Origin of the sequence: Acinetobacter sp. Gutcm_16 (genome assembly GCF_028649355.1) — a bacterium.
GTDB classification, from domain to species: Bacteria; Pseudomonadota; Gammaproteobacteria; order Pseudomonadales; family Moraxellaceae; genus Acinetobacter; species Acinetobacter johnsonii.
Genome location: NZ_JAQSUV010000033.1, coordinates 93,912 through 115,664 on the forward strand (window position 1 = coordinate 93,912; position 21,753 = coordinate 115,664).

Below are 21,753 nucleotides of genomic sequence, written 5' to 3' on the forward strand. Positions count from 1 at the left end.
ATCGCAGGTGGCGTCGAAAGTATGTCTCGTGCACCTTTTGTCATGGGTAAATCAGAAACAGCTTATGGCCGTAGCCAGAAGATTGAAGACACCACCATGGGCTGGCGTTTTATCAATCCGAAGTTGAAAGCCATGTATGGTGTCGAAACCATGCCACAGACTGCAGAGAACGTGGCGCAACAATTTAATATTGATCGCGCAGATCAAGACCAGTTTGCCTTGGCGAGTCAACAGCGCACCGCAACCGCGCAAGCTCAAGGCTTTTTTACACATGAGATCATCCCAGTGAGCATTCCTCAGCGTAAGGGTGATCCAATTGTGGTGGACACGGATGAACATCCGCGTGCATCGACCACATTAGCAGGTTTGGCGAAACTGAAGCCAGTCGTCACAGCAGAAGGCACCGTCACAGCGGGAAACGCGTCAGGCATCAATGACGGTGCGGCTGCTGTACTGATCGCTTCGGAACAAGCGGTTGAACAGTACCGACTTAAACCGCGTGCCAAGATCATTGCCTCTACAGCTGTGGGAGTTGAACCGCGCATCATGGGCTTTGCTCCAGCACCTGCGATTAAGAAATTGCTGAAACAAGCCAATCTCAGCATTGAACAAATGGATGTGATTGAGCTGAATGAAGCCTTTGCAGCACAGGCACTTGCCGTCACGCGTGATCTGGGTCTGGCGGATGACACGACACAAGTGAATCCAAACGGTGGCGCAATTGCTATTGGTCATCCACTCGGTGCATCGGGCGCACGCTTAGTCACGACGGCTCTAAACCAGTTAGAACAAACCGGAGGGACTTATGCCTTATGTTCAATGTGTATTGGTGTCGGTCAAGGTATTGCAATGATTATTCAGCGGGTTTAAAGCAGAGTTAAGGATAGCGATCATGAGCCAGTTATATGCCAGCTTATTTTACCAAAACGAGGTGACTGAAATTTTCAGTGACCGTGCGTTGGTGTCTTACATGATTGAGGCGGAAGTTGCCTTGGCACAAGCGCAGGCTCAGGTCGGTGTTATTTCAGAATCTGCGGCAACAGCAATTTCAAACATTGCAGCAACTGCAATTGATCAGGTTGACTTTGATGCATTAGCGATTGCAACAGGTTTGGCGGGCAATATCGCGATTCCTTTTGTGAAGCAATTGACTGCGATTGTGAAACAAAGCGATGAAAATGCTGCACGTTATGTGCATTGGGGCGCAACCAGTCAAGACATTTTAGATACAGCTTGTATTTTGCAATGTCGTGCTGCGCTACAACAGGTGGAAGCTTTAATTCAACAATGCTACCGCACTGCATTGACCCAGGCTGAACAATATCGTGCACAAGTGATGATTGGACGCACATGGTTGCAGCAAGGGTTGCCGATTACTTTGGGGCATAAATTCGCGCGTTGGGCTTCGGCATTTCATCGTGATTTAGCCCGTATTGAAGCCATGAAAGCGCGTGTTTTTACTGCGCAATTGGGTGGTGCGGTTGGTTCATTGGCTTCTTTGCAGCATCAAGGTACAGCAGTGGTTCAGGCATTTGCAGTACAGTTACAACTTTCTGTTCCAAGCTGTACTTGGCATGGCGAGCGTGATCGTATTGTTGAAGTGGCGAGTGTCCTCGCAATAGTGACGGGCAGTCTGGGCAAAATGGCGCGTGACTGGTCATTGATGATGCAAACTGAAATTGCAGAAGTGTTTGAGCCTGCAGCGAAAGGGCGTGGAGGATCATCGACGATGCCACACAAGCGTAATCCTGTTGCTGCGGCATCCGTTTTGGCAGCAGCCAATCGTGTACCTGTACTGATGTCGAGTTTGTACCAAAGCATGGTTCAGGAACATGAGCGTAGTCTAGGTGGATGGCATGCAGAATGGTTGGCATTGCCTGAAATTTTCCAACTCTGTGCGGGTGCTTTAGAACGGACTTTAGACGTATTACAAGGCATGCAAGTCAATGCTGAAAATATGCAACGCAATTTGGATTGCACGCAGGGTTTGATCATGGCGGAAGCTGTAATGATGGCATTGGCACCACACATCGGACGTTTACAGGCGCACCATGTGGTTGAAGCAGCATGTAAAACAGCCGTTGAAAAAGGTGTGCACTTAAAAGATGTGATTGCGGAATTGGATCAAGTCAAAGACTTGTTTAGCGCTGCTCAGATTTCAGAAATTTTTAAACCTGCGTCATATCTAGGCAATATTCAAGACCAGATTGATGCGGTGTTGCAAGAAGCAAAAGGAGAGGCAAAGTGAATATCACGATGACCAATCGTCAAGGCAAGACTTTATCTGTTGCAATCAGTGGGCAAGACCATGCACCTGTGATTGTATTTTCAAACTCATTGGGTACAGATAAAGGCATGTGGCAGCCACAAGTTGCTGCCTTCGAACAACAGTTCAAAGTCGTGACTTATGACACGCGTGGTCATGGTCATAGCGATGTGATTGAGCAGACCACTGTACAAAATCTTGCAGAAGATGTGATTGATATTCTGAACGGTTTAAACATTGAAAAAGCGCATTTTTGCGGGATTTCAATGGGCGGCATGACGGCTTTGTGGCTCGGTATTCACCATGCAGATCGTTTTCATAGCATCACTGTGGCGAATTCAGCAGCCAAAATTTGGACTGAAGAAGGTTGGAATGCGCGTGCAGATGCTGTGACAGCCAATGGCTTAGCAGATTTGGTCGCGACCACGCATACACGCTGGTTTAGTGAGCAGTTTGATTATCAACACGATGCTTTGGCGCAGCGCACCATTCAGTCTTTAGCGACTACACCAGCACTGGGCTATGCAGAATCTTGCCGAGCGCTCGCGCAAGCAGATCTATCTACTCAAATTCAACAGATTCAGATTCCAACTTTAGTAATTGCAGGCGCACTTGACCCAGTTACCACAGTAGCAGATGGCGTCTTTATGCAACAACAGATTCAAAAGAGTGAATTAGCGGTGATTGATGCATCGCATCTTTCCAATATTGAGCAACCTGAGCTGTTTAACCAAACTCTCAGTCAGTTCATTGGATCGATTCAATAGTTTAAGGATTTTTAAAAGGACTTTCAGCCCAAGGAGGCAGGTATGGCGTCTCAGGAATACGCTACTCAAAAAACGAGTATAGACGCACAAGCACTGATTAATGATGCACCGATTAGCAAATATCAGTGGTTGATCGCAATTGTATGTTTTCTCATTGTTTTTGTTGATGGTATTGATACTGCGGCAATGGGTTTTATTGCTCCAGCCTTGGCACAAGACTGGGGGATAGACCGCTCGCAACTGGGTCCAGTCATGAGTGCGGCTTTAGGTGGCATGATCATTGGTGCTCTAGTGTCTGGTCCAACCGCTGACCGCTTTGGGCGAAAGATTGTTTTAAGTGTTTCGATGCTGATTTTTGGTGGCTTTACTTTAGCATCAGCATATGCGGCTGATTTAAATACCTTGGTGGTACTGCGCTTTTTAACCGGTATTGGTTTGGGTGCAGCGATGCCGAATGCAACCACGCTATTTTCTGAATATTGCCCACAACGCTCTCGCTCGCTACTCGTGACTTGTATGTTCTGTGGTTACAACTTGGGGATGGCGACAGGTGGTTTCATCAGCAGTTGGTTGATCCCAACTTTTGGTTGGCACAGCTTATTTTTATTGGGCGGTTGGTCGCCACTGATATTGATGATCTTGGTGATTTTCTTCTTGCCAGAATCTTATCGTTTCTTGATTGTGAAAGGTCGTGATAGCGAAAAAGTTCGCAAAATTCTAACGCGTATTGCACCGACGCAAGTACAGGGTGTGACTGAGTTTCATGTACCTGAAGAAAAAACCGAAGGTGCAGAGAAGAAAGGTGTGTTTAGCATGCTGTTCTCTCAAAAATATGTCAAAGGTACAGTTTTATTGTGGCTAACTTACTTCATGGGTTTGGTGATGATTTATCTACTCACCAGTTGGTTACCAACCTTAATGCGTGAAACTGGCGCAACCATGGAACGTGCTGCATTTATTGGTGGTTTATTCCAGTTTGGCGGTGTACTCAGTGCTTTATTTATTGGCTGGGCAATGGACCGTTTCAATCCGAACCGCATTATTGCAGGCTTCTATTTTGTTGCTGGGATCTTTGCTTTTGCCGTTGGTCAGAGCTTAGCAAATCCAACCTTACTTGCCATTTTAGTGCTTTGTGCAGGTGTTGCAATTAATGGTGCACAGTCGGCAATGCCAGCATTGAGTGCTCGTTTTTATCCAACCCAATGCCGTGCAACAGGTGTGGCGTGGATGTCTGGGATTGGACGTTTTGGTGCGGTATTTGGTGCATGGATCGGCGCAGTTTTACTGGGTAATGACTGGTCATTTACTGCCATTTTAAGTCTGCTGTTAATTCCAGCAACAGCAGCAGCGGTCGCTATTTTTGTTAAATCACTGGTCGCACATACCGATGCGACCTAATTGAGGTTTCTCCCATGAATGATGAACAACGTTATGAACAAGGAATCACCGTACGCACTGAAGTGCTGGGTGAAAAGCATGTCGGTCGTTCACTTGAGAACTTGAATGATTTCAATGCTGACTTCCAAAACTTTATTAGCCGTTTTGCGTGGGGCGAAGTCTGGTCTAGACCAGGCATGCCGCGCCATACCCGTAGCTTAGTCACCATTGCTGTTTTATTAGCATTGGGCCGTGAAGACGAACTACGTATGCATTTACGTGCTTGTTTTAACAATGGTGTGACCAAAGACGATTTAAAAGAGTTGATTTTGCACTGTTCTCTGTATGCCGGTTTACCCGCAGCCAATGCAGCCATGCACATGGCAGAAGAAGTTTTCGAAGATTTGGGTATTGCCCCGCAAAAACTGAGCGAACAGCAGCTTAGCCAAGAACAAACGAATCAAGAGTAATGGAACAAGATTAAGAGGGACGTCACATGTCGCAACTTATTTTAGGTGCTTATGCACAACGCAATACCGATGATCATCCGCCAGCATATGCACCTGGCTATAAAACCAGTGTATTACGCTCGCCAAAAAATGCGTTGATTTCGATTGCAGAAACTTTAACTGAAGTGACTTCACCGCAGTTTAGTGCGGAGCAGTTTGGGCCTAAAGATAACGATTTGATTTTGAACTATGCCAAAGAAGGCCTGCCGATTGGCGAGCGTATTATTGTGTATGGTTATGTGCGTGATCAGTTTGGGCGTCCAGTTAAAAATGCTTTGCTCGAAGTGTGGCAAGCCAATGCTTCTGGTCGTTATCGTCATCCAAATGATCAGTTTATTGGTGCGATGGACCCGAACTTTGGCGGCTGTGGCCGCATGATGACGGATGCTAATGGCTATTTTGTGTTCCGTACCATTAAGCCGGGCCCGTACCCTTGGCGTAACCGTATTAATGAATGGCGTCCTGCGCATATCCATTTCTCTTTGATTGCTGATGGTTGGGCGCAACGTCTTATTTCTCAGTTCTACTTTGAAGGCGATACGCTAATTGATTCGTGTCCAATTATTAAAACCATTCCTTCGGAAGAACAACGTCGTGCATTGATTGCCTTGGAAGACAAGAGCAACTTCATTGAAGCAGACAGCCGTTGTTACCGCTTTGACATCACTTTACGTGGTCGTCGTGCGACTTATTTCGAAAATGATTTGACTTAATTCAGGGAGAACAACATGAACAATTGGAACTTTCAAGAATTGCATGAAACTCCATCTCAAACAGGTGGACCATACGTACACATTGGTTTGTTACCACAACAAGCCAACATTGAAGTCTTTGAAAATAACTTTAACAACCAGCTAGTTAAAGAAAATACTTTAGGCGAACGTATTCGCTTAGAAGGTCAAGTGTTCGACGGTTTAGGCTTGCCGTTACGTGATGTATTGATTGAAATCTGGCAGGCGGATGCCAACGGTGTGTATCCAAGTGCGGCTGATATTCAAGGCAAAGTGGTCGATCCGAACTTCCTCGGTTGGGGACGTACAGGCGCAGACTTCGAAACTGGTTTTTGGAGTTTCAATACCATTAAACCGGGTTCGGTTCCGGGACGTAAAGGGACAACTCAGGCACCGCATATTGCGCTGATCATCTTTGCTCGCGGAATTAACATTGGCTTAAACACACGTGTTTATTTTGATGATGAAGCAGAAGCGAATGCGCAAGACCCAGTGCTGAAAGGCATTGAGTGGGCACCGCGTCGTCAGACTTTAATTGCCAAGCGTGAAGAACGTGATGGCGAAGTGGTGTATCGCTTTGACATTCGTATTCAAGGTGAAGATGAAACGGTCTTCTTAGACATCTAATTGTCAGAATTGGCAAGCGCAGCTATTTGATTGCTGCTCTTGCTGCAATGATCCAAGTTTATACGTGGTGATGGTATGACCCATTTCATTCATCCCACGTATGTTTACCATTGATGACAGAAGTCAGGCAATAGTTTGAAAATACAAGGAAATGTAATGATTACCATCAAAAAATTAGCAATGCAACTCTGCTTAAGCAGTGCTGTTTTAGCGGCAATGCCTACGGCATTTGCAGTCGAAATTGCCCCTGCGACACAACACTATATGGTGAAAAACCTCAATATTGGTGACTTACCTGTCAAAACCATTGTGCCGATTACTGCAAAGACAGCAGAGCAAGCGATTGCGCAAGCGCAAGTGATTGCTAGCAACTCAAACGCAGATGTGGCTGAGTTTCGCATCGACTTATTGGAATTTTCTGCCGACACTAAAAAAGTGATTGCACTGGGTCAGCAGTTGAATCAAATTTTAAAAGACAAACCGTTGATTGCGACCATTCGTACCCATAACGAAGGCGGGAAAATGACGGTGTCTGACCAAGACTATGAAAAGATTTATCGTGAATACCTGAAAAAGCCATTTATGCAATTGCTGGATATCGAAATGTTCCGTGATGCAGGCAGTGTAGCGAAATTAACCAAATTGGCACATGACAAGAACGTGTTGGTGATCATGTCAAATCATGATTTTGCCAAAACACCTGAGCAACAAGACATTGAAAACCGTCTGCTCAAACAAGATCAGATGGGTGCCGACATTCTAAAAATTGCGGTGATGCCAAAGTCAAAACAAGATGTCTTTACCCTTATGAATGCCACGTTGGCTGTGAGTCAAAAAAGTCAAAAACCACTTCTCACCATGTCGATGGGACAGTTGGGTACGATTTCTCGTGTCGCGACTGCCAACATGGGCGGCAGCCTAAGTTTCGGCATGATTGGTGAAGCCTCTGCACCGGGTCAAATTGATGTGACTCAACTTAAACAGTTGCTGAAAACAGTACAACCGACCCCTTAATGCACTGTGTTATTCATCTTCAAGGATAGAAAAGGATTTAAAATATGAAACCATCAATTTTACGTTTGACCACATTGGTTTTGAGTTTAGCGGCATCAGGTTTGGTCAGTGCAGAAACTTATATTGTGGATCGCTATCAGGACGATAGTGCAAAAGGTTCACTGCGTTGGGCAATTGAACAATCTAATGCCAATGCGACACAAGAAAATGAAATCCAGATTCAGGCAGTCGGCAAAGCGCCTTATGTGATTAAGCTGAATCAAGCTTTACCGCCGATCAAATCTTCAGTGAAGATTATTGGGATGCAATGGGACAAAACGGGCGAGTTTATTGCGATTGATGGTTCAAACTATATTAAAGGTGAAGGTGCGAAAGCATGTCCGGGGGCAAACCCTGAACAGTACGGCACCAATGTCCGTACCACGACTTTGCCGGGTCTGGTTCTGCAAGATGTGAATGGTGTGACGCTAAAAGGTCTGGATATTCATCGTTTTTGTATTGGCGTTTTGGTGAATCGTTCAAGCAATAACTTGATTCAACATAACCGTATCAGTAATAACTACGGTGGCTCAGGCGTGATGTTGACGGGTGATGACGGTAAGGGCAATCCGACCTCGACCACCACCAATAACAACAAAGTCTTGAACAACTTGTTTGTCGATAATGGTGATGGTTTAGAGCTGACGCGTGGAGCGGCATTTAACCTTGTGGCCAACAACTTATTTACTTCAACCAAAGCCAATCCAGAGTCGTCTCAGGGTATTGAAATCCTGTGGGGCAATGACAATGCGGTGGTGGGGAATAAATTTGAAAACTACTCTGATGGTTTGCAAATTAACTGGGGTAAGCGCAATTACATCGCCTATAACGAACTGACCAACAATTCGATAGGCTTTAACCTCACGGGTGATGGCAACATTTTTGACAGCAATAAAGTGCATGGTAACCGTTTAGGGATAGCCATTCGTTCAGAAAAAGATGCCAATGCCCGTACCACCCTGACCAAAAACCTAATTTGGGGCAATGGCAAAGATATTAAACGCTGTGAAGCGGGTGGCTCGTGTGTACCTAATCAGCGTTTAGGTGCCATTGTGTTTGCTGTGCCTGCGCTTGAACATGCTGGCTTTGTCGGTTCTCGTGGTGGCGGCGTAGTCATTGAAGATGCCAAACTGCAAAAAACCTGTACACAGCCAAATGAACAAGGCTGTAATGCGATGCCAAACCAAAATATCCAAGCTCCACGTTTAAGCTATAGCAAAGGTCAAGTCACCGCTGTAGTTCAAGGGCAACCGAATCAGCGTTATCAGGTTGAATTCTTTGCCAATCATCAAGCGAATAGTCAAGAAGCTGAACAGTATTTAGGGACTCAAGTTGTGACAACCAATGCACAAGGTCAAGGTCGAGCAACGTGGAAAGCATTGAATGGTGCTGCAAGTGTGACAGCGAATGTGACCGACCATTTGGGTGCAACTTCTGAACTGAGTCCAGCCGTTCGCATTAAATAATAAAAACCGCATGGAAAGCTCACCTGAGTTGAGCTTTCCTCACTAAAAAGGATGTTTGGTATGCAACAACGATTATTAAGAATCGGCACACTTTCATTGGCATTATTTGGTTGCCAATTGGCTTCAGCCAATGAATTTTATTCAGCAGACCGTCAATGGTTATTCGGTGATTGGAATGGTGAGCGGAAGCTACTGGAAGATCAAGGCTATAAATTTACAGCTTCGATTATGAGCCAAGCAGCGACCAATTTGGCGGGTGGTTATAACGATGACAGAAGTTTTGACAATGCCGCGCAGCTCACACTGGGTGCTAATTTTGATTTAAATAAAATTGCAGGTTGGGAAAATACCACAGCCGGCTTAATGATTACCAAACGTGATGGTAACGCCCTAACGCTTGAACGAATTAAAGACCCTCGTGCCAGTACCTTGGGCAACAGCCAAGAAATTTATGGTCGTGGCAAAATTTGGCGCTTAACTCAGGCTTGGATCAAAACAGGATTTGACGACAACCGTGTCCAATTCAAAATTGGTCGTATGGGCATGTCTGATGACTTTAACAGCTCGCAATGTGAGTTTCAGAACTTACTTTTGTGTGGTGGGCAGTTAGGTAAGTCCATCGGTTCGATTTGGTATAACTGGCCTGTCAGCTTATGGGGCACCAATGTTAAATACCAATTTGCACCAGACTGGTCACTTGGCGCTGGCGTCTATGAAGTCAACCCAGACAATGTCAAAACAGACTCAGACAGTGATGGCTTTAACCTCGATATGGACAATGTCGAAGGGGCGACCATTCCAGTTGAACTGGCGTGGAAACCAAAACTTGCCACATTTAATGGCTTACCGGGTGAATATAAACTCGGTGCACTGTATTCCACAGCAGAAGCTAAAGATGTGGGTACATCAGGAGAAATCCACGATGGTAAATATAGTTTTTGGTTGAATGCTCAACAACAACTGACTCAACACGGGGCTGATCCGAAGCGCGGTTTATATATCAGTTTCAATGGGGTCATCAATGACCGAGACACGACCGCTGTAGAAAGTACACAACAACTGGCACTTTGGTACAAAGGTCCTTTTGATAGCCGTCCAAATGATTCCATCGGTTTTGGCTTAGCCAATTATGTAGTGAATGATCGTGCGACGGACAAGCAAATCTCCATCAATGAAGGTCGTGGTTATTACAGTTATGACGCGCTCGCCAGCGATTATGTCCCAATTCAACATGACGAACTCAATGTCGAGTTGAACTATACGTATCAATGGTCTCCTGCGGTGATGCTCAGACCCAACTTGCAATATATCTATCAACCTTCTGGGGTGAAAGAAGTAGATGACGCATGGGTGGCGGGCCTTAGCGTTAAGGTGAATTTTTAATCGTATTTGAAGTGGAAGAGTGTTTAAAATATCAGTGATGTGATTGCTGAATTTAAATGCTCTTTTTTTCATTGTTGAAGCAAGTTAATTGTGGATGCTCAAAGTTTGGATGTGGTGTGAATGATGCTCAAAACAAAGTAGGCGAGATCATTTAAAACACAGCATTTGGAGTAAAAAGTATGTCCGAAGCGCAATCTCAACCCATATTTAAAATATGGTGCTTTATATTAGGCTTAGCTTTATTGCTGACTGGCTTATTTTATTTAATCGGTGGTGGAAAACTGATCAGTTTAGGTGGTTCATGGTACTTCCTTATTGCAGGTTTATTGACCACCATTTCCGCAATATTTATTTTTAGAAAAAAAGCACTGGGTGTCTGGATTTTTGCACTGGTTTTTCTTGGAACCGTGGTTTGGGCACTGTTTGATGCAGGTTGGGATTTTTGGGCACTCCATTCACGTTTAATGTTTCCTGCGGGTTTATTTGCCGCACTGTGTTTTACCTTACCTGCTATTCGTAAGTACCAATTTCAAATTGCGCCTTCAGCACCCGCTTATGCCTTAGGTAGTTTAACGGTGTTAGGTATGCTCGGTGGTTTGTATGGCATGTTTATTCCACATCCAACGGTAAAAGCCAGTGGTGAAGAACTACCCCTAGTGCCTGTAACAGCTCAAACCCAACAAGTGAATTGGTCGCACTATGGTAATGATGCCGGTGGTAGTCGTTTTGCTGCGTTGGATCAGATCAACCGAAATAATGTATCTAAGTTAAAGGAAGCATGGCGCTTTCAAACAGGCGATATGACCACAGGTACGGGTAATGGTGCAGAAGACCAGCTCACCCCTTTACAGGTGGGCGATAAAGTCTTTTTATGTACACCGCATAACAACATCATTGCTTTAGATGCAGATACAGGTAAACAAGTCTGGAAGGCTGAAGTGAACTCTAAAGCGGATGCTTGGGAGCGTTGCCGTGGTGTGAGTTACTTTGACTCGACTCAAGCCTTGGTACAACCGACTTTAGCCGGTGCAAGTGCGGTGACAGCGGTGGCAAACAATACCGCATGTCCACGTCGTGTTTATACCAATACACCTGACGGTCGTTTAATTGCAGTCAATGCCGATACAGGCGAACGCTGTAAAGACTTTGGTGTCGATGGAACGGTGAACTTACTGGAGGGTCTAGGTGCGGGCACGCAAGCGCCTCGTTTTGAAGTGACTTCGGCGCCAACCATTGCAGGCACCAGTATCATCGTTGGAAGTCGTATTGCTGATAACTTTGCAGCGGATATGCCCGGTGGTGTGATTCGTGCTTATGATGTGATTACTGGGCAGCTACGCTGGGCTTTTGATCCACGTAACCCAAATCCAAACTATGTCCTGAAACCGGGTGAAATCTATAAACGTAGCTCGGCAAACTCTTGGGCGGCAATGTCCTATGACCCACAAATGAACACGGTGTTTTTACCGATGGGAAGTTCATCGGTCGATGTCTGGGGTGGAAACCGTCAACCTGTAGACCATAAGTACAATTCTTCTGTTTTGGCTTTGGATGCAACCACAGGTCAAGAGAAGTGGGTTTATCAAACCGTTCACAATGATCTTTGGGACTTCGATTTACCTATGCAGCCAAGCTTGGTCGATTTTCCGATGCAAAATGGGCAAACCAAACCTGCTGTTGTCATTGGCACCAAGTCAGGGCAGTTCTTTGTACTCGATCGTGTTACGGGTCAGCCATTGACTAAAGTCATTGAACAGCCTGTAAAAGCTGCAGATATTCCTGATGAGCAATACAGCGCAACTCAGCCACGTTCAGTTGAAATGCCACAAATTGGCAATCAAACTTTGACTGAATCGGACATGTGGGGTGCAACGCCATTTGACCAGTTGATGTGTCGTATTAACTTTAAATCGATGCGTTATGACGGTCTCTTTACTGCACCGGGTTCTGATATATCTTTAAGTTTTCCGGGTTCGTTGGGTGGGATGAACTGGGGCAGTATTGCATTTGACCCAACGCATCGTTATATGTTTGTCAACGACATGCGCCTAGGTTTGTGGATTCAGCTAATTAAACAAACGCCTGAAGACTTGAAACTTGAAGCCAGTGGTGGAGAGAAGGTCAACACAGGTATGGGCGCAGTGCCAATGAAAGGTACACCGTATAAAGTGAATAAAAACCGCTTTATGTCGGTATTGGGCATTCCATGCCAAAAACCACCTTTCGGAACCATGACGGCGATTGATATGAAAACCCGTCAAGTGGCTTGGCAGGTGCCTTTAGGTACGGTTGAAGATACTGGTCCAATGGGTATTAAAATGGGCTTAAAAGCGCCGATTGGTATGCCAACCATTGGTGGTCCAATGGCGACTCAAGGTGGTTTAGTGTTTTTTGCTGCAACACAAGACTTCTACTTGCGCGCCTTCAATTCATCTAATGGTGAAGAGTTATGGAAAGCGCGTTTACCCGTAGGTAGCCAAGGGACACCGATGAGCTACATTTCTCCAAAAACAGGCAAGCAATATGTGGTCATTTCCGCAGGTGGGGCGCGTCAGTCGCCTGATCATGGTGATTATGTGGTTGCGTATAGCTTAGCCGATTAAAACGTTTTATTGTATGGAAAGCCTGTCGAGATGATAGGCTTCCCATTTTTATGGTAATAACAAGCAAGGAAATATTGTGCGATTAACTTATTTGATGCATGCGCCTTTTAAACAAGCCTTATTGACTGCGGTTATTTTACAATCTATGCATGCTTATGCAGAAACGACAGAATATCAACTTCCTGTCATCACCGTCCAAGCGGTACATACCGATAGCGAGTTGTTATCGACTTCTGCATCCATTCAAAAAGTCCAAGCTGCTACAGTACAAAACAATGCCAATGTAAACCTATCGGAAGTTTTACAAGGGGTTGCAGGCTTACAAATTAATAACCGTGAAAACTATGCGCAAGACTTACAGATTTCGATGCGTGGCTTTGGCGCTCGTTCGACTTTTGGCGTGCGTGGCATTCGGATGTATGTCGATGGTATTCCTGCGACCATGCCTGATGGTCAAGGGCAAAGTTCCAATATTGACCTCAATAGTTTGGATCATATCGAAGTGCTGACAGGGCCATTTTCATCTTTATATGGTAACTCATCAGGGGGAACCATTTTGGCTGAGAGCAAAGAAGGACAAGGGAAAGACTCAATCCAATTGGGACTCAATGCAGGCAGCCATCATAAGCAACAAGCCAATATCCAATTACAAGGGGGTTCCGAACAGGCCAATCAACCCGCTTATGTGATTAGTTCTTCTTATTTTGATACCGATGGTTTTCGAGACCATAGTGCAGCACAAAAAGTACTGAATAATGCCAAACTGACGTGGAACTTAGAGGATGGCAGTAAAATCAACTGGGTGATGAACCGTGTCGATATTGATGCCGATGATCCACAAGGTCTTAGTCGTGAGCAGTGGAAAGCCAATCCGAAGCAAGTGAATGACCATACCAATACCTATAATGTGCGTAAAGAAATTGAACAAACCCAAACAGGACTGACGTGGACTAAGCCGCTGAATGACCAGCAAGAGTTGTATAGCATGTTCTATTTGGGCAACCGACAGGTCGTACAATATCAGTCGATTCCAAAGGGGCCACAAGAGAATGATCGCCATGCAGGTGGCGTGATTGATTTTGACCGAGATTACTATGGTGCAGACTTCCGTTGGACAGGAAAAGCACTTTTGCCGAATACAAGTTTGGTTGCTGGTGTGGCTTTAGACCGAATGGTTGAAGACCGTAAAGGCTATAAAAATTATGATAATAAAAGCAACTTTGGCGTGAAAGGTGATTTACGCCGTAATGAAAATAATACCCTGTGGAATTTAGATCCATATGTGCAGGCCTCATGGCAATTCTTACCCACGTGGCATCTTGATACAGGCTTACGCTATAGCAATGTACATTATGAGTCAGATGATCATTACATCATTGATAAAAATGGTGATGACAGTGGTTCAACGGATTATCAAAAATTATTGCCTTCTGTGGCTTTAGGCTGGGAAATTTTACCGGAACTTTATACCTATGCCAGTTATGGCAAAGGCTTTGAAACACCAACCTTTACTGAAATGGCTTATAACACTGATCCTTCGAAATCGGGTATGAATTTTGCGTTAAAAGCAGCAAGTAGTGATAACTATGAGCTGGGTCTAAAGTCGCAGAATCCATTCGGGCTCTTCACTTTTGCTATTTTCCAGACAGATACAGAAAACGATATAGTGACAGCGGGAACACGTGATGGTCGTGCGACTTTTCGTAATGCAGATCAAACCACACGACAAGGTTTAGAGCTTTCATGGCAACAAACGATTTGGAAAGAACTCAACATTCAATCTAGCTTTAGTTATATTGATGCTGAATTTGATAGTTATACAGCAGAAATAGCGAATCCAAATAACCCAACTACTCCATATGCAAAAGCAATTGATAAAGGAAATAAGATTCCCGGAATTGCTAAAAATCAAGCATTTACTCGTATTGCATGGCAACCTGAACAGGGCTTTCAAGCAGGCTTAGAAGCACGCTATATGGATAAAATTTATGTCGATGATATCAACTCAGATATTGCGCCAAGTTATACCGTTGTGGCTGCAAATGTCGGCTATTTATGGGTAAACCGTAACTGGAAAGTAAACAGCTATGCCCGAGTCGATAACCTGTTTGACCGTAACTATGTTGGCTCAGTGATTGTGAATGATGGCAATAGTCGCTTCTTTGAACCTGCCGATGGTCGAAACTTTAGCGTTGGCATGAGTGTGACTAAAGCCTTTTAATGGAAATGGTTTGGCTAGGCAAAAAATGCTGCATAGCCAAACCAGATGAATCGCGCCATACAACTGCAAAAGAGGCTTTTGTATGGCGCATAATCTATTTATGAATTGCTTTGATATTCCTGAATCACTTCCAGCGCAGCACGGAACGCCTCTTGAGTCGCAGGTGCGCCGCAATAAGGCAAACTGTGCAAAAGGACTTCTTGAATTTCTTCAACCGTTGCACCGTTATTCAACGCACCGCGAACGTGACCTTTCAGCTCAGTTGGACTCTTTTGTGCCGTCAAAAATGCAATGGTAATTAACGAGCGATATTTACGCGGTAAGACACCTTCACGTTGCCATGTTGAGCCCCAAGCATGTTCATTAATCCAGTCCTGCAAAGGTTGGGTGAAAGGTACAGTATTGTCCTGAGCACGTTTAACAAAAGATTCGCCCATGACTTCTGTGCGAACTTTTAAACCATTTTCATAATCTTGTTGTGACATGGAAACCTCTGAATGTGGAGTGCAAATATAGTAGCCGAGCGGTTTGGTTTTTCATCCGATATTTAGGTTGAAAAGATGTGCGCAGGAGTCATCCTTCAATATATTTGGAAGTATAGAGATACTCTTGATCAAGCTGATGATGGTTTTTATACTTGATTGAAAGGCTATAAAAATGCCTATTGGAACTGAAAACCTTTTTGATTGAACTCAATAACAAAGCAGCCGAAGCTGCTTTGAATGATATCGTTTTGTACTAAGCGGCTTTAAAATCACTGACAATCAGTGTTAAACCAGTCGCTTTCTGGATTTGTTCTAGGCTTACATCGCGTGCCAATTCAACCAGTTTCACACCTTCAGTAGTGATATCCATCACGCCTAAGTCAGTAATGATACGGCTGACGACAGCTTTACCCGTGAGTGGTAGGGTACATTGAGGCATGATTTTTGGTGTGCCATCTTTGGCACAGTGTTCCATCAGAACCACAACTTTTTGTACACCAGAAACCAAGTCCATTGCACCGCCCATGCCTTTGACTTTTTTACCCGGAATCATCCAGTTTGCCAAGTCGCCTGTTTCAGAGACTTCCATTGCACCTAAAATAGCAATATTGACATGTCCACCCCGAATCATGGCAAAAGATTCTGAGCTTGAGAAAAATGCAGCACCTTTACGTGCGGTGACGGTTTGTTTTCCTGCATTAATCAAGTCTGCATCGACTGCATCACGGGTTGGAAATTCATCAATGCCGAGTAAGCCATTTTCTGACTGTAACCAAACATTGATCCCTTCTGGCAGATAATTGGCCACTAAAGTCGGCAAGCCAATACCTAAGTTGACATAAAAACCATCTTCGAGTTCAAGGGCAGCACGCTGCGCCATTTCATTACGTGTCCAAGCCATGATTAAGCTTCCTCTGCTTTAATGGTCAGTTGTTCGATCTGCTTTTTGGGGGTGGCATTTAGCACAACACGGTTGATATAGATACCCGGTAAATGGATGTCATCTGGATCGATTTCACCAATTTCAACCACCTGTTCAACTTCGGCAATCGTGAATTTGCCTGCCATTGCACAGTCAGGGTTAAAGTTACGTGCTGTTTTACGGAATACCAAGTTACCGGCTTTATCGGCTTTGTAGGCTTTCACTAAAGCAATGTCCGCAGTGAGAGACATTTCTAAAATATGTGGACGACCATCAAAGTCGCGGGCTTCTTTGCCTTCGGCAATGAGGGTGCCTACACCTGTTTGGGTGAAAAATGCAGGAATACCTGCGCCGCCTGAACGTAGTTTTTCTGCGAGTGTACCTTGCGGGGTGAGCTCAACTTCAAGTTCACCATTGAGATACTGACGCTCAAACTCTTTGTTTTCACCGACATAAGAGGCAATCATTTTTTTAATTTGTTTGGTTTCTAATAATTTACCTAAACCAAAGCCATCCACACCTGCATTATTCGAAATACAGGTTAAACCTGTGACACCTGTATCTTTTAAGGCATCAATTAATGCTTCTGGAATACCACAGAGGCCAAAACCACCCACGGCAACGGTTTGATTATTGGCAACCACATCAGCCAATGCTTCGGCTGCATTTGCGACGACTTTATTCATCTTTTATTTCCTGATCTTCCTTGCTTGTTATTTTTTTAGCATTGCGCTGCACTTTTTAGAAATTGAATCTTTCTAACGTATAATAAGAAAAACTCATTAATGCAGAATATTTACGAAGAAAAATAGATAAAAGAATAGCCAAAGCTATGCAAATAATCGTACTGCTTATTTTGAACTATCAAGGTTTAGCTTCAGTTTCGCTTAGAGAAAGGGAGAACTTAGCTTAGAAATGATGCCAAAGTGTGGTTTCAATAAATTGGGATGAAATGTTAGACAGTTCATAATCTTTTTTATAAATAATGCCCACTGCGAGTTGTGCTTGATTGTCCTCAATTTCAACCAACACATTTTTTTCAAGGTCGATGAATTTTTGGAAATGCCGTGGAATAGCACTGACGCCCATACCATAGGCGACAAAGTGTGAAAGGGAACTGATTTGGTGACATTCGACTTTCAAATCCAACACCACTTGAAGCGCAGCACAATGTTCCTCAATCACATGCCGAATAATTGAGGGGTTTTGTAAGGTCACAAAAGGACAAGAGCAGAGTTCAAGCCATGTCACGCTTTTTTGTTTGGCTAAGACGTGGTGTTTGGGCAAGAGAGCCAAAAAGTCTTCATTGAATATAGGCTGAAAAATCAGTTGGTCATTGGCCTTGGGTTCAAAACAAATACCAATCTCAAAAATGCCTTCTTGAACCTTTTCAATGATTTTTTCATTGGTGATGTCATGGATTGAAAAACTGATGTTGGGATGCTGCTGTGCAAAATCATGCATCACTTCGGGGAGTACCGCATGGGTTGCAAAGGGCATTGAGGCAATATTTAAAGTGCCACGGTTGAGTTTAAAGCGCTGTTTGACATCTTTTTCCATATCCTCCCAGTTGGCCAAGAGCTTTTTGGCATAGGGAATGAGGGACTGACCTTCAAGGGTGATTTCTACCCGACGTGTGTTGCGTTTAAACAGTTTTCCACCGAGTTCTTCTTCTAATGTTTTAATGCTTAAGCTGAGAGCGGATTGGCTCAGACACAGCTCATTGGCTGCATTGGCATAATTAAGCGTACGTGCAAGGACCAAAAAGGCTTTTAATTGTTTGAGTGTCATGAGCTTCCCTGAGCAATGATGCAACACGATGTTGAATGAAAATGAACGTGTTGTTCTCAAATGGTTTACATAAAAAATACAACAGACGGTCAAAACAGATCAAGTGATGGAAGTGGATGTCATTTTTATCAAGTCGTCAAAGAAGTATAAGTCGAAGAGCATGATAGTGTGTAAAAATATGTTTTAACTGAATGAAAAATATAAAAAATAGTCATTTCGTGCGATTGTGAAATTTTACCTTTAACTTGATGCAATTAGTTTTATCAGTCTTACTAGGGCTTGGATATTAATCAATTTTTCTTCTTACTCAATGATTATTTTCAAACAATGCATGGGTTTATATGCATTATAGTCTGACCCATAAGCTGAAATATTAATGCTCTGATGGATAAATATAGTACATAGATCAGAGTGCAAATAGACATCTCGTCATGAGGGAAATAGACGGTCTATGAATGCGTATTCGGTCTTTCTACACAGGCTGATTGCACTGTGACTCAACTAGATTTGACATCATTCGCCATTAATATCACAGCACATCAAGACATATTTTCTTTAAGGATGGAGTAAAAAATATGTGGGATTTGGGTGTAATTTTATTGTCTCTTGGGCTACTGATGTATACAGCCTACAGAGGTTTTTCTGTCATTCTTATGGCACCAATTTGTGCCCTGTTGGCGGTTTTACTGATAAACCCTGCTAACGTTTTGCCTTTTTATTCAGGCGTATTTATGCCCAAAATGGTTGGGTTTATTAAAGATTATTTCTTGGTGTTTTTACTCGGTGCCATCTTCGGTAAAGTGGTTGAAATGTCAGGGATTGCAGAATCCATTGCCAAAACCATTGTGAACCTGATTGGTTCTAAAAATGCGATGTTAACTGTTGTACTTTTAGGGGCGATTTTAACCTATAGCGGCGTCAGTCTCTTTGTGGTGGTCTTTGCAGTTTATCCATTTGCAAATCAACTCTTTAGACAAGCCAACATTCCAAAGCGTTTGATTCCGGGAACCATTGCCCTTGGTGCATTTACCTTTACCATGGATGCCTTGCCGGGAACCCCGCAAATTCAAAACGTTATTCCGACGACCTTTTTTGGTACAGATATTTATGCAGCGCCTTTTCTTGGTTTGATTGGTGGTGTATTTGTTCTAGCAACGGGCCTGAGCTATTTGGAATGGCGTCGCCGTGTAGCTGCTCGAAATGGCGATGGTTATGCCACAGGTATTGAGCTGACAGAAGCCGAGCAACAACAACTTAAACAGAACTTAGATACAACCTCGAATGGTTCTACCGCGCGTCAATGGTTGGCTTTTGTACCTCTTATTTTAGTTGCTGTGACCAATAAGTATTTATCCACTGCAATTAAAGAATGGTATCCAAACGGTTTTGATTTCAATGCCATTGGACTTGCAGCTTACACTGTCGATGTTGCGAAAACCTCTGCCATTTGGGCCGTGGGTTTAGCCTTAATTGTGGGGATCATTGCGGCAATTTCATTTGACTTCCGTCGTGTCTATACGGGCTTCAAAGATGGCGTCAATGCCAGTATTGGCGGGTCTTTACTTGCCGTGATGAATACCGCATCTGAATATGGTTTTGGTGCGATTATTGCGGCCTTACCGGGCTTTGCGATTATTAGTCATGCATTGGGCAATACTTTTACCAATCCACTGGTCAATGGTGCGGTTACCACGACAGTCTTAGCGGGTGTGACGGGTTCAGCCTCTGGCGGTATGAGTATCGCTTTAAGTGCGATGGCTGATCAGTACAATGCTGCGATTTTAGCCATGGGAATTCCACCTGAAGTCATGCACCGTATTGTTGCGATGGCATCAGGCGGTATGGATACCTTACCGCATAACGGCGCCGTGATTACCTTGCTTGCTGTGACAGGTTTAACCCATAAACAATCGTATAAAGACATTTTTGCCATCACGATTATTAAAACCATCGCGGTATTTGTTGCTATTGCTGCCTTTACTTGGTTTGGTATTGTTTAAGACTTTGGAATGAAAAAAAGAAGCCAACGGAGTACATCATGAGTCAACTGTTAAAAGATAAAGTGGCATTTATTACAGGTTCAGCCAGTGGTATTGGACATGAAATTGCAAAGAAATTTGCCAGTGAAGGTGCCAAAGTTGTCATTTCTGATATGAATGCCCAGAAGTGTGCTGAAACTGTGGCGGCACTTCAAAAGCAAGGTTTTGAAGCATTGTCTGCGCCTTGCGATGTGACCGATGAAGAGGCATATAAAACAGCGATTGAACTGACTCAGAAAACCTATGGGCGGTTGGACATCCTCATTAATAATGCGGGTTTTCAGCATGTTGCAGTGATTGAAGACTTTCCAACCGCGGTCTATCAAAAGCTGATTAATGTCATGTTGGTGGGGTCGTTCATTGGCATTAAGTACGCATTTCCAATCATGAAAGCACAGCAGTTTGGTCGTGTGATTAATATGGCTTCGATTAATGGATTAATTGGATTTGCTGGCAAGGCTGGTTACAACAGTGCTAAGCACGGTGTGATTGGTTTGACCAAAGTGGCCGCTTTAGAGTGTGCGCGCGATGGCATCACCGTGAATGCTCTGTGTCCGGGCTATGTCGATACACCGTTGGTACGCGGTCAAATTCATGACTTGGCTAAAACCCGAAATGTCAGTGAACAAAGTGCATTAGAAGATGTGATTTTGGCGATGGTGCCGCAAAAACGCTTACTCAGTGTCGAAGAAATTGCGGATTATGCAATCTTCCTTGCCAGTGATAAGGCGGGCGGTGTAACGGGTCAAGCCGTGGTGATGGATGGTGGTTATACCGCGCAATAACTTAGCTCAGCACCCGTTTAAAAATTGAAAGCCTCGGATGTTCGCATCTGAGGCTTTTTTATAGCGAGAAGTTTTGCAGAAAGACCTAGGTTTAAATAAGTGGTGAGCTTGGTGAATGACTCGGTAAATATAGAGTTATAGACTGAAGATTTTCAAATCCTTTCTCTTTTTCTGATTTATAGTTCAAAGTTTTACTTAACAAGGATGAAGGGTTTAATGTAGATCAATTAAATCAAGAGATTAAGGATAAAATGGATGCATAACGACGATACAAATGAGCCCGAGAAATCACAAAATCAATAGGTACAGAGAACTCTCAGCACGGTATTCATTTGCTGATTGGGTATAAAAAACTAAATTTTAATAAAAATAACCAGTTTTAAATCAATAAAAAAAGATGGATTTTTATTTTTATCTTATTGAATGGATTATTCTTTTATTAAAGAGCATTGCAAATTACAGCTTCTGCCACACTTGATTTTCATCATCAAAAGACACCGTAAAATTAAAACGAGAATCTGCCGTTACCAAGTAACCAGTAGGTGTTTTCATGAGAACTTTGAGCACAGTGCCTTCTTCAAAGTTAATGGGTGGAAAGTCTTCTTTTGTCAGTGTGAGTGGTTTGATCAGTTCAAGTACTAGGGTTTCCATGTCATAGATCCAATAGTTTTTAATGAAAAGATAGTAGCATGAAGTCATTTTAAAATGTGCAAACTTCATTCTTTTAT

At 43.7% G+C, this 21,753-nt stretch carries 19 protein-coding genes; 14 read left to right on the forward strand and 5 right to left on the reverse strand.

Annotated elements, in window-relative coordinates; genetic code table 11:
* The 12 genes from PTT44_RS11010 to PTT44_RS11065 all read left to right on the forward strand — a co-directional run.
* Window positions 1-870: acetyl-CoA C-acyltransferase (locus tag PTT44_RS11010; RefSeq protein WP_273795645.1), on the forward strand; the 870-nt coding region annotated here is incomplete at its 5' end.
* Between the two features lie 22 nt (window positions 871-892).
* Window positions 893-2,248 carry a 3-carboxy-cis,cis-muconate cycloisomerase gene (gene pcaB / locus PTT44_RS11015; protein ID WP_168158436.1) on the forward strand — a complete coding sequence of 452 codons (1,356 nt, stop codon included), beginning with the start codon at window positions 893-895 and terminating at the stop codon, window positions 2,246-2,248.
* A gap of 8 nt (window positions 2,249-2,256) precedes the next feature.
* Complete coding sequence (gene pcaD / locus PTT44_RS11020) at window positions 2,257-3,033, forward strand: 3-oxoadipate enol-lactonase (protein WP_171527515.1); 777 nt, start codon at window positions 2,257-2,259, stop codon at window positions 3,031-3,033.
* Window positions 3,034-3,075: 42 nt separating this feature from the next.
* A complete protein-coding gene (locus PTT44_RS11025) occupies window positions 3,076-4,431 on the forward strand; it encodes an MFS transporter (RefSeq protein ID WP_168158434.1) in 1,356 nt (451 codons plus the stop codon).
* A gap of 14 nt (window positions 4,432-4,445) precedes the next feature.
* On the forward strand, window positions 4,446-4,880 hold the full coding sequence (pcaC, locus tag PTT44_RS11030) for a 4-carboxymuconolactone decarboxylase (RefSeq protein WP_168158433.1): 435 nt from the start codon (window positions 4,446-4,448) through the stop codon (window positions 4,878-4,880).
* 26 nt (window positions 4,881-4,906) lie between these two features.
* The gene (gene pcaH / locus PTT44_RS11035) at window positions 4,907-5,632 is read left to right on the forward strand and encodes a protocatechuate 3,4-dioxygenase subunit beta (RefSeq protein WP_168158432.1); all 726 of its coding nucleotides are present in this window, start codon (window positions 4,907-4,909) and stop codon (window positions 5,630-5,632) included.
* Between the two features lie 15 nt (window positions 5,633-5,647).
* A complete protein-coding gene (pcaG, locus tag PTT44_RS11040; RefSeq protein WP_168158431.1) occupies window positions 5,648-6,277 on the forward strand; it encodes a protocatechuate 3,4-dioxygenase subunit alpha in 630 nt (209 codons plus the stop codon).
* 156 nt (window positions 6,278-6,433) lie between these two features.
* Window positions 6,434-7,291, forward strand: a complete 858-nt coding sequence (aroD, locus tag PTT44_RS11045) for a type I 3-dehydroquinate dehydratase (RefSeq protein WP_168158430.1) — start codon at window positions 6,434-6,436, stop codon at window positions 7,289-7,291.
* A 44-nt stretch (window positions 7,292-7,335) separates the two neighbouring features.
* A complete protein-coding gene (locus tag PTT44_RS11050; RefSeq protein WP_168158429.1) occupies window positions 7,336-8,796 on the forward strand; it encodes a NosD domain-containing protein in 1,461 nt (486 codons plus the stop codon).
* A 60-nt stretch (window positions 8,797-8,856) separates the two neighbouring features.
* Window positions 8,857-10,179 (forward strand): carbohydrate porin, encoded by a 1,323-nt coding sequence (locus tag PTT44_RS11055; protein WP_168158428.1) that lies wholly within the window; start codon window positions 8,857-8,859, stop codon window positions 10,177-10,179.
* Window positions 10,180-10,358: 179 nt separating this feature from the next.
* On the forward strand, window positions 10,359-12,782 hold the full coding sequence (locus tag PTT44_RS11060; protein WP_168158427.1) for a glucose/quinate/shikimate family membrane-bound PQQ-dependent dehydrogenase: 2,424 nt from the start codon (window positions 10,359-10,361) through the stop codon (window positions 12,780-12,782).
* Between the two features lie 94 nt (window positions 12,783-12,876).
* The gene (locus PTT44_RS11065; RefSeq protein ID WP_273795656.1) at window positions 12,877-15,003 is read left to right on the forward strand and encodes a TonB-dependent receptor; all 2,127 of its coding nucleotides are present in this window, start codon (window positions 12,877-12,879) and stop codon (window positions 15,001-15,003) included.
* Window positions 15,004-15,101: 98 nt separating this feature from the next.
* Here the strand turns inward: PTT44_RS11065 and PTT44_RS11070 are convergent, their stop codons facing one another.
* The 4 genes from PTT44_RS11070 to PTT44_RS11085 all read right to left on the reverse strand — a co-directional run bounded on the left by PTT44_RS11070 (window position 15,102) and on the right by PTT44_RS11085 (window position 18,201).
* Window positions 15,102-15,488, reverse strand: coding sequence for a carboxymuconolactone decarboxylase family protein (locus tag PTT44_RS11070; RefSeq protein WP_004981378.1), 387 nt, complete (start codon window positions 15,486-15,488; stop codon window positions 15,102-15,104).
* Between the two features lie 253 nt (window positions 15,489-15,741).
* Complete coding sequence (locus tag PTT44_RS11075) at window positions 15,742-16,389, reverse strand: CoA transferase subunit B (RefSeq protein ID WP_168158426.1); 648 nt, start codon at window positions 16,387-16,389, stop codon at window positions 15,742-15,744.
* A gap of 2 nt (window positions 16,390-16,391) precedes the next feature.
* On the reverse strand, window positions 16,392-17,096 hold the full coding sequence (locus tag PTT44_RS11080; protein ID WP_168158425.1) for a CoA transferase subunit A: 705 nt from the start codon (window positions 17,094-17,096) through the stop codon (window positions 16,392-16,394).
* Between the two features lie 223 nt (window positions 17,097-17,319).
* Window positions 17,320-18,201, reverse strand: a complete 882-nt coding sequence (locus PTT44_RS11085) for a LysR family transcriptional regulator (protein WP_168158424.1) — start codon at window positions 18,199-18,201, stop codon at window positions 17,320-17,322.
* Between the two features lie 575 nt (window positions 18,202-18,776).
* Between PTT44_RS11085 and PTT44_RS11090 the strand changes: the two genes are divergently transcribed.
* Both PTT44_RS11090 and PTT44_RS11095 read left to right on the forward strand, forming a co-directional pair.
* Complete coding sequence (locus PTT44_RS11090) at window positions 18,777-20,201, forward strand: GntP family permease (protein ID WP_078426036.1); 1,425 nt, start codon at window positions 18,777-18,779, stop codon at window positions 20,199-20,201.
* A gap of 38 nt (window positions 20,202-20,239) precedes the next feature.
* Complete coding sequence (locus tag PTT44_RS11095; RefSeq protein ID WP_148826550.1) at window positions 20,240-21,025, forward strand: 3-hydroxybutyrate dehydrogenase; 786 nt, start codon at window positions 20,240-20,242, stop codon at window positions 21,023-21,025.
* Between the two features lie 456 nt (window positions 21,026-21,481).
* Here PTT44_RS11095 and PTT44_RS11100 read toward each other — a convergent pair whose 3' ends face one another.
* Window positions 21,482-21,676 (reverse strand): hypothetical protein, encoded by a 195-nt coding sequence (locus PTT44_RS11100; protein ID WP_004694700.1) that lies wholly within the window; start codon window positions 21,674-21,676, stop codon window positions 21,482-21,484.
* Between the last annotated feature and the right edge of the window lie 77 nt (window positions 21,677-21,753).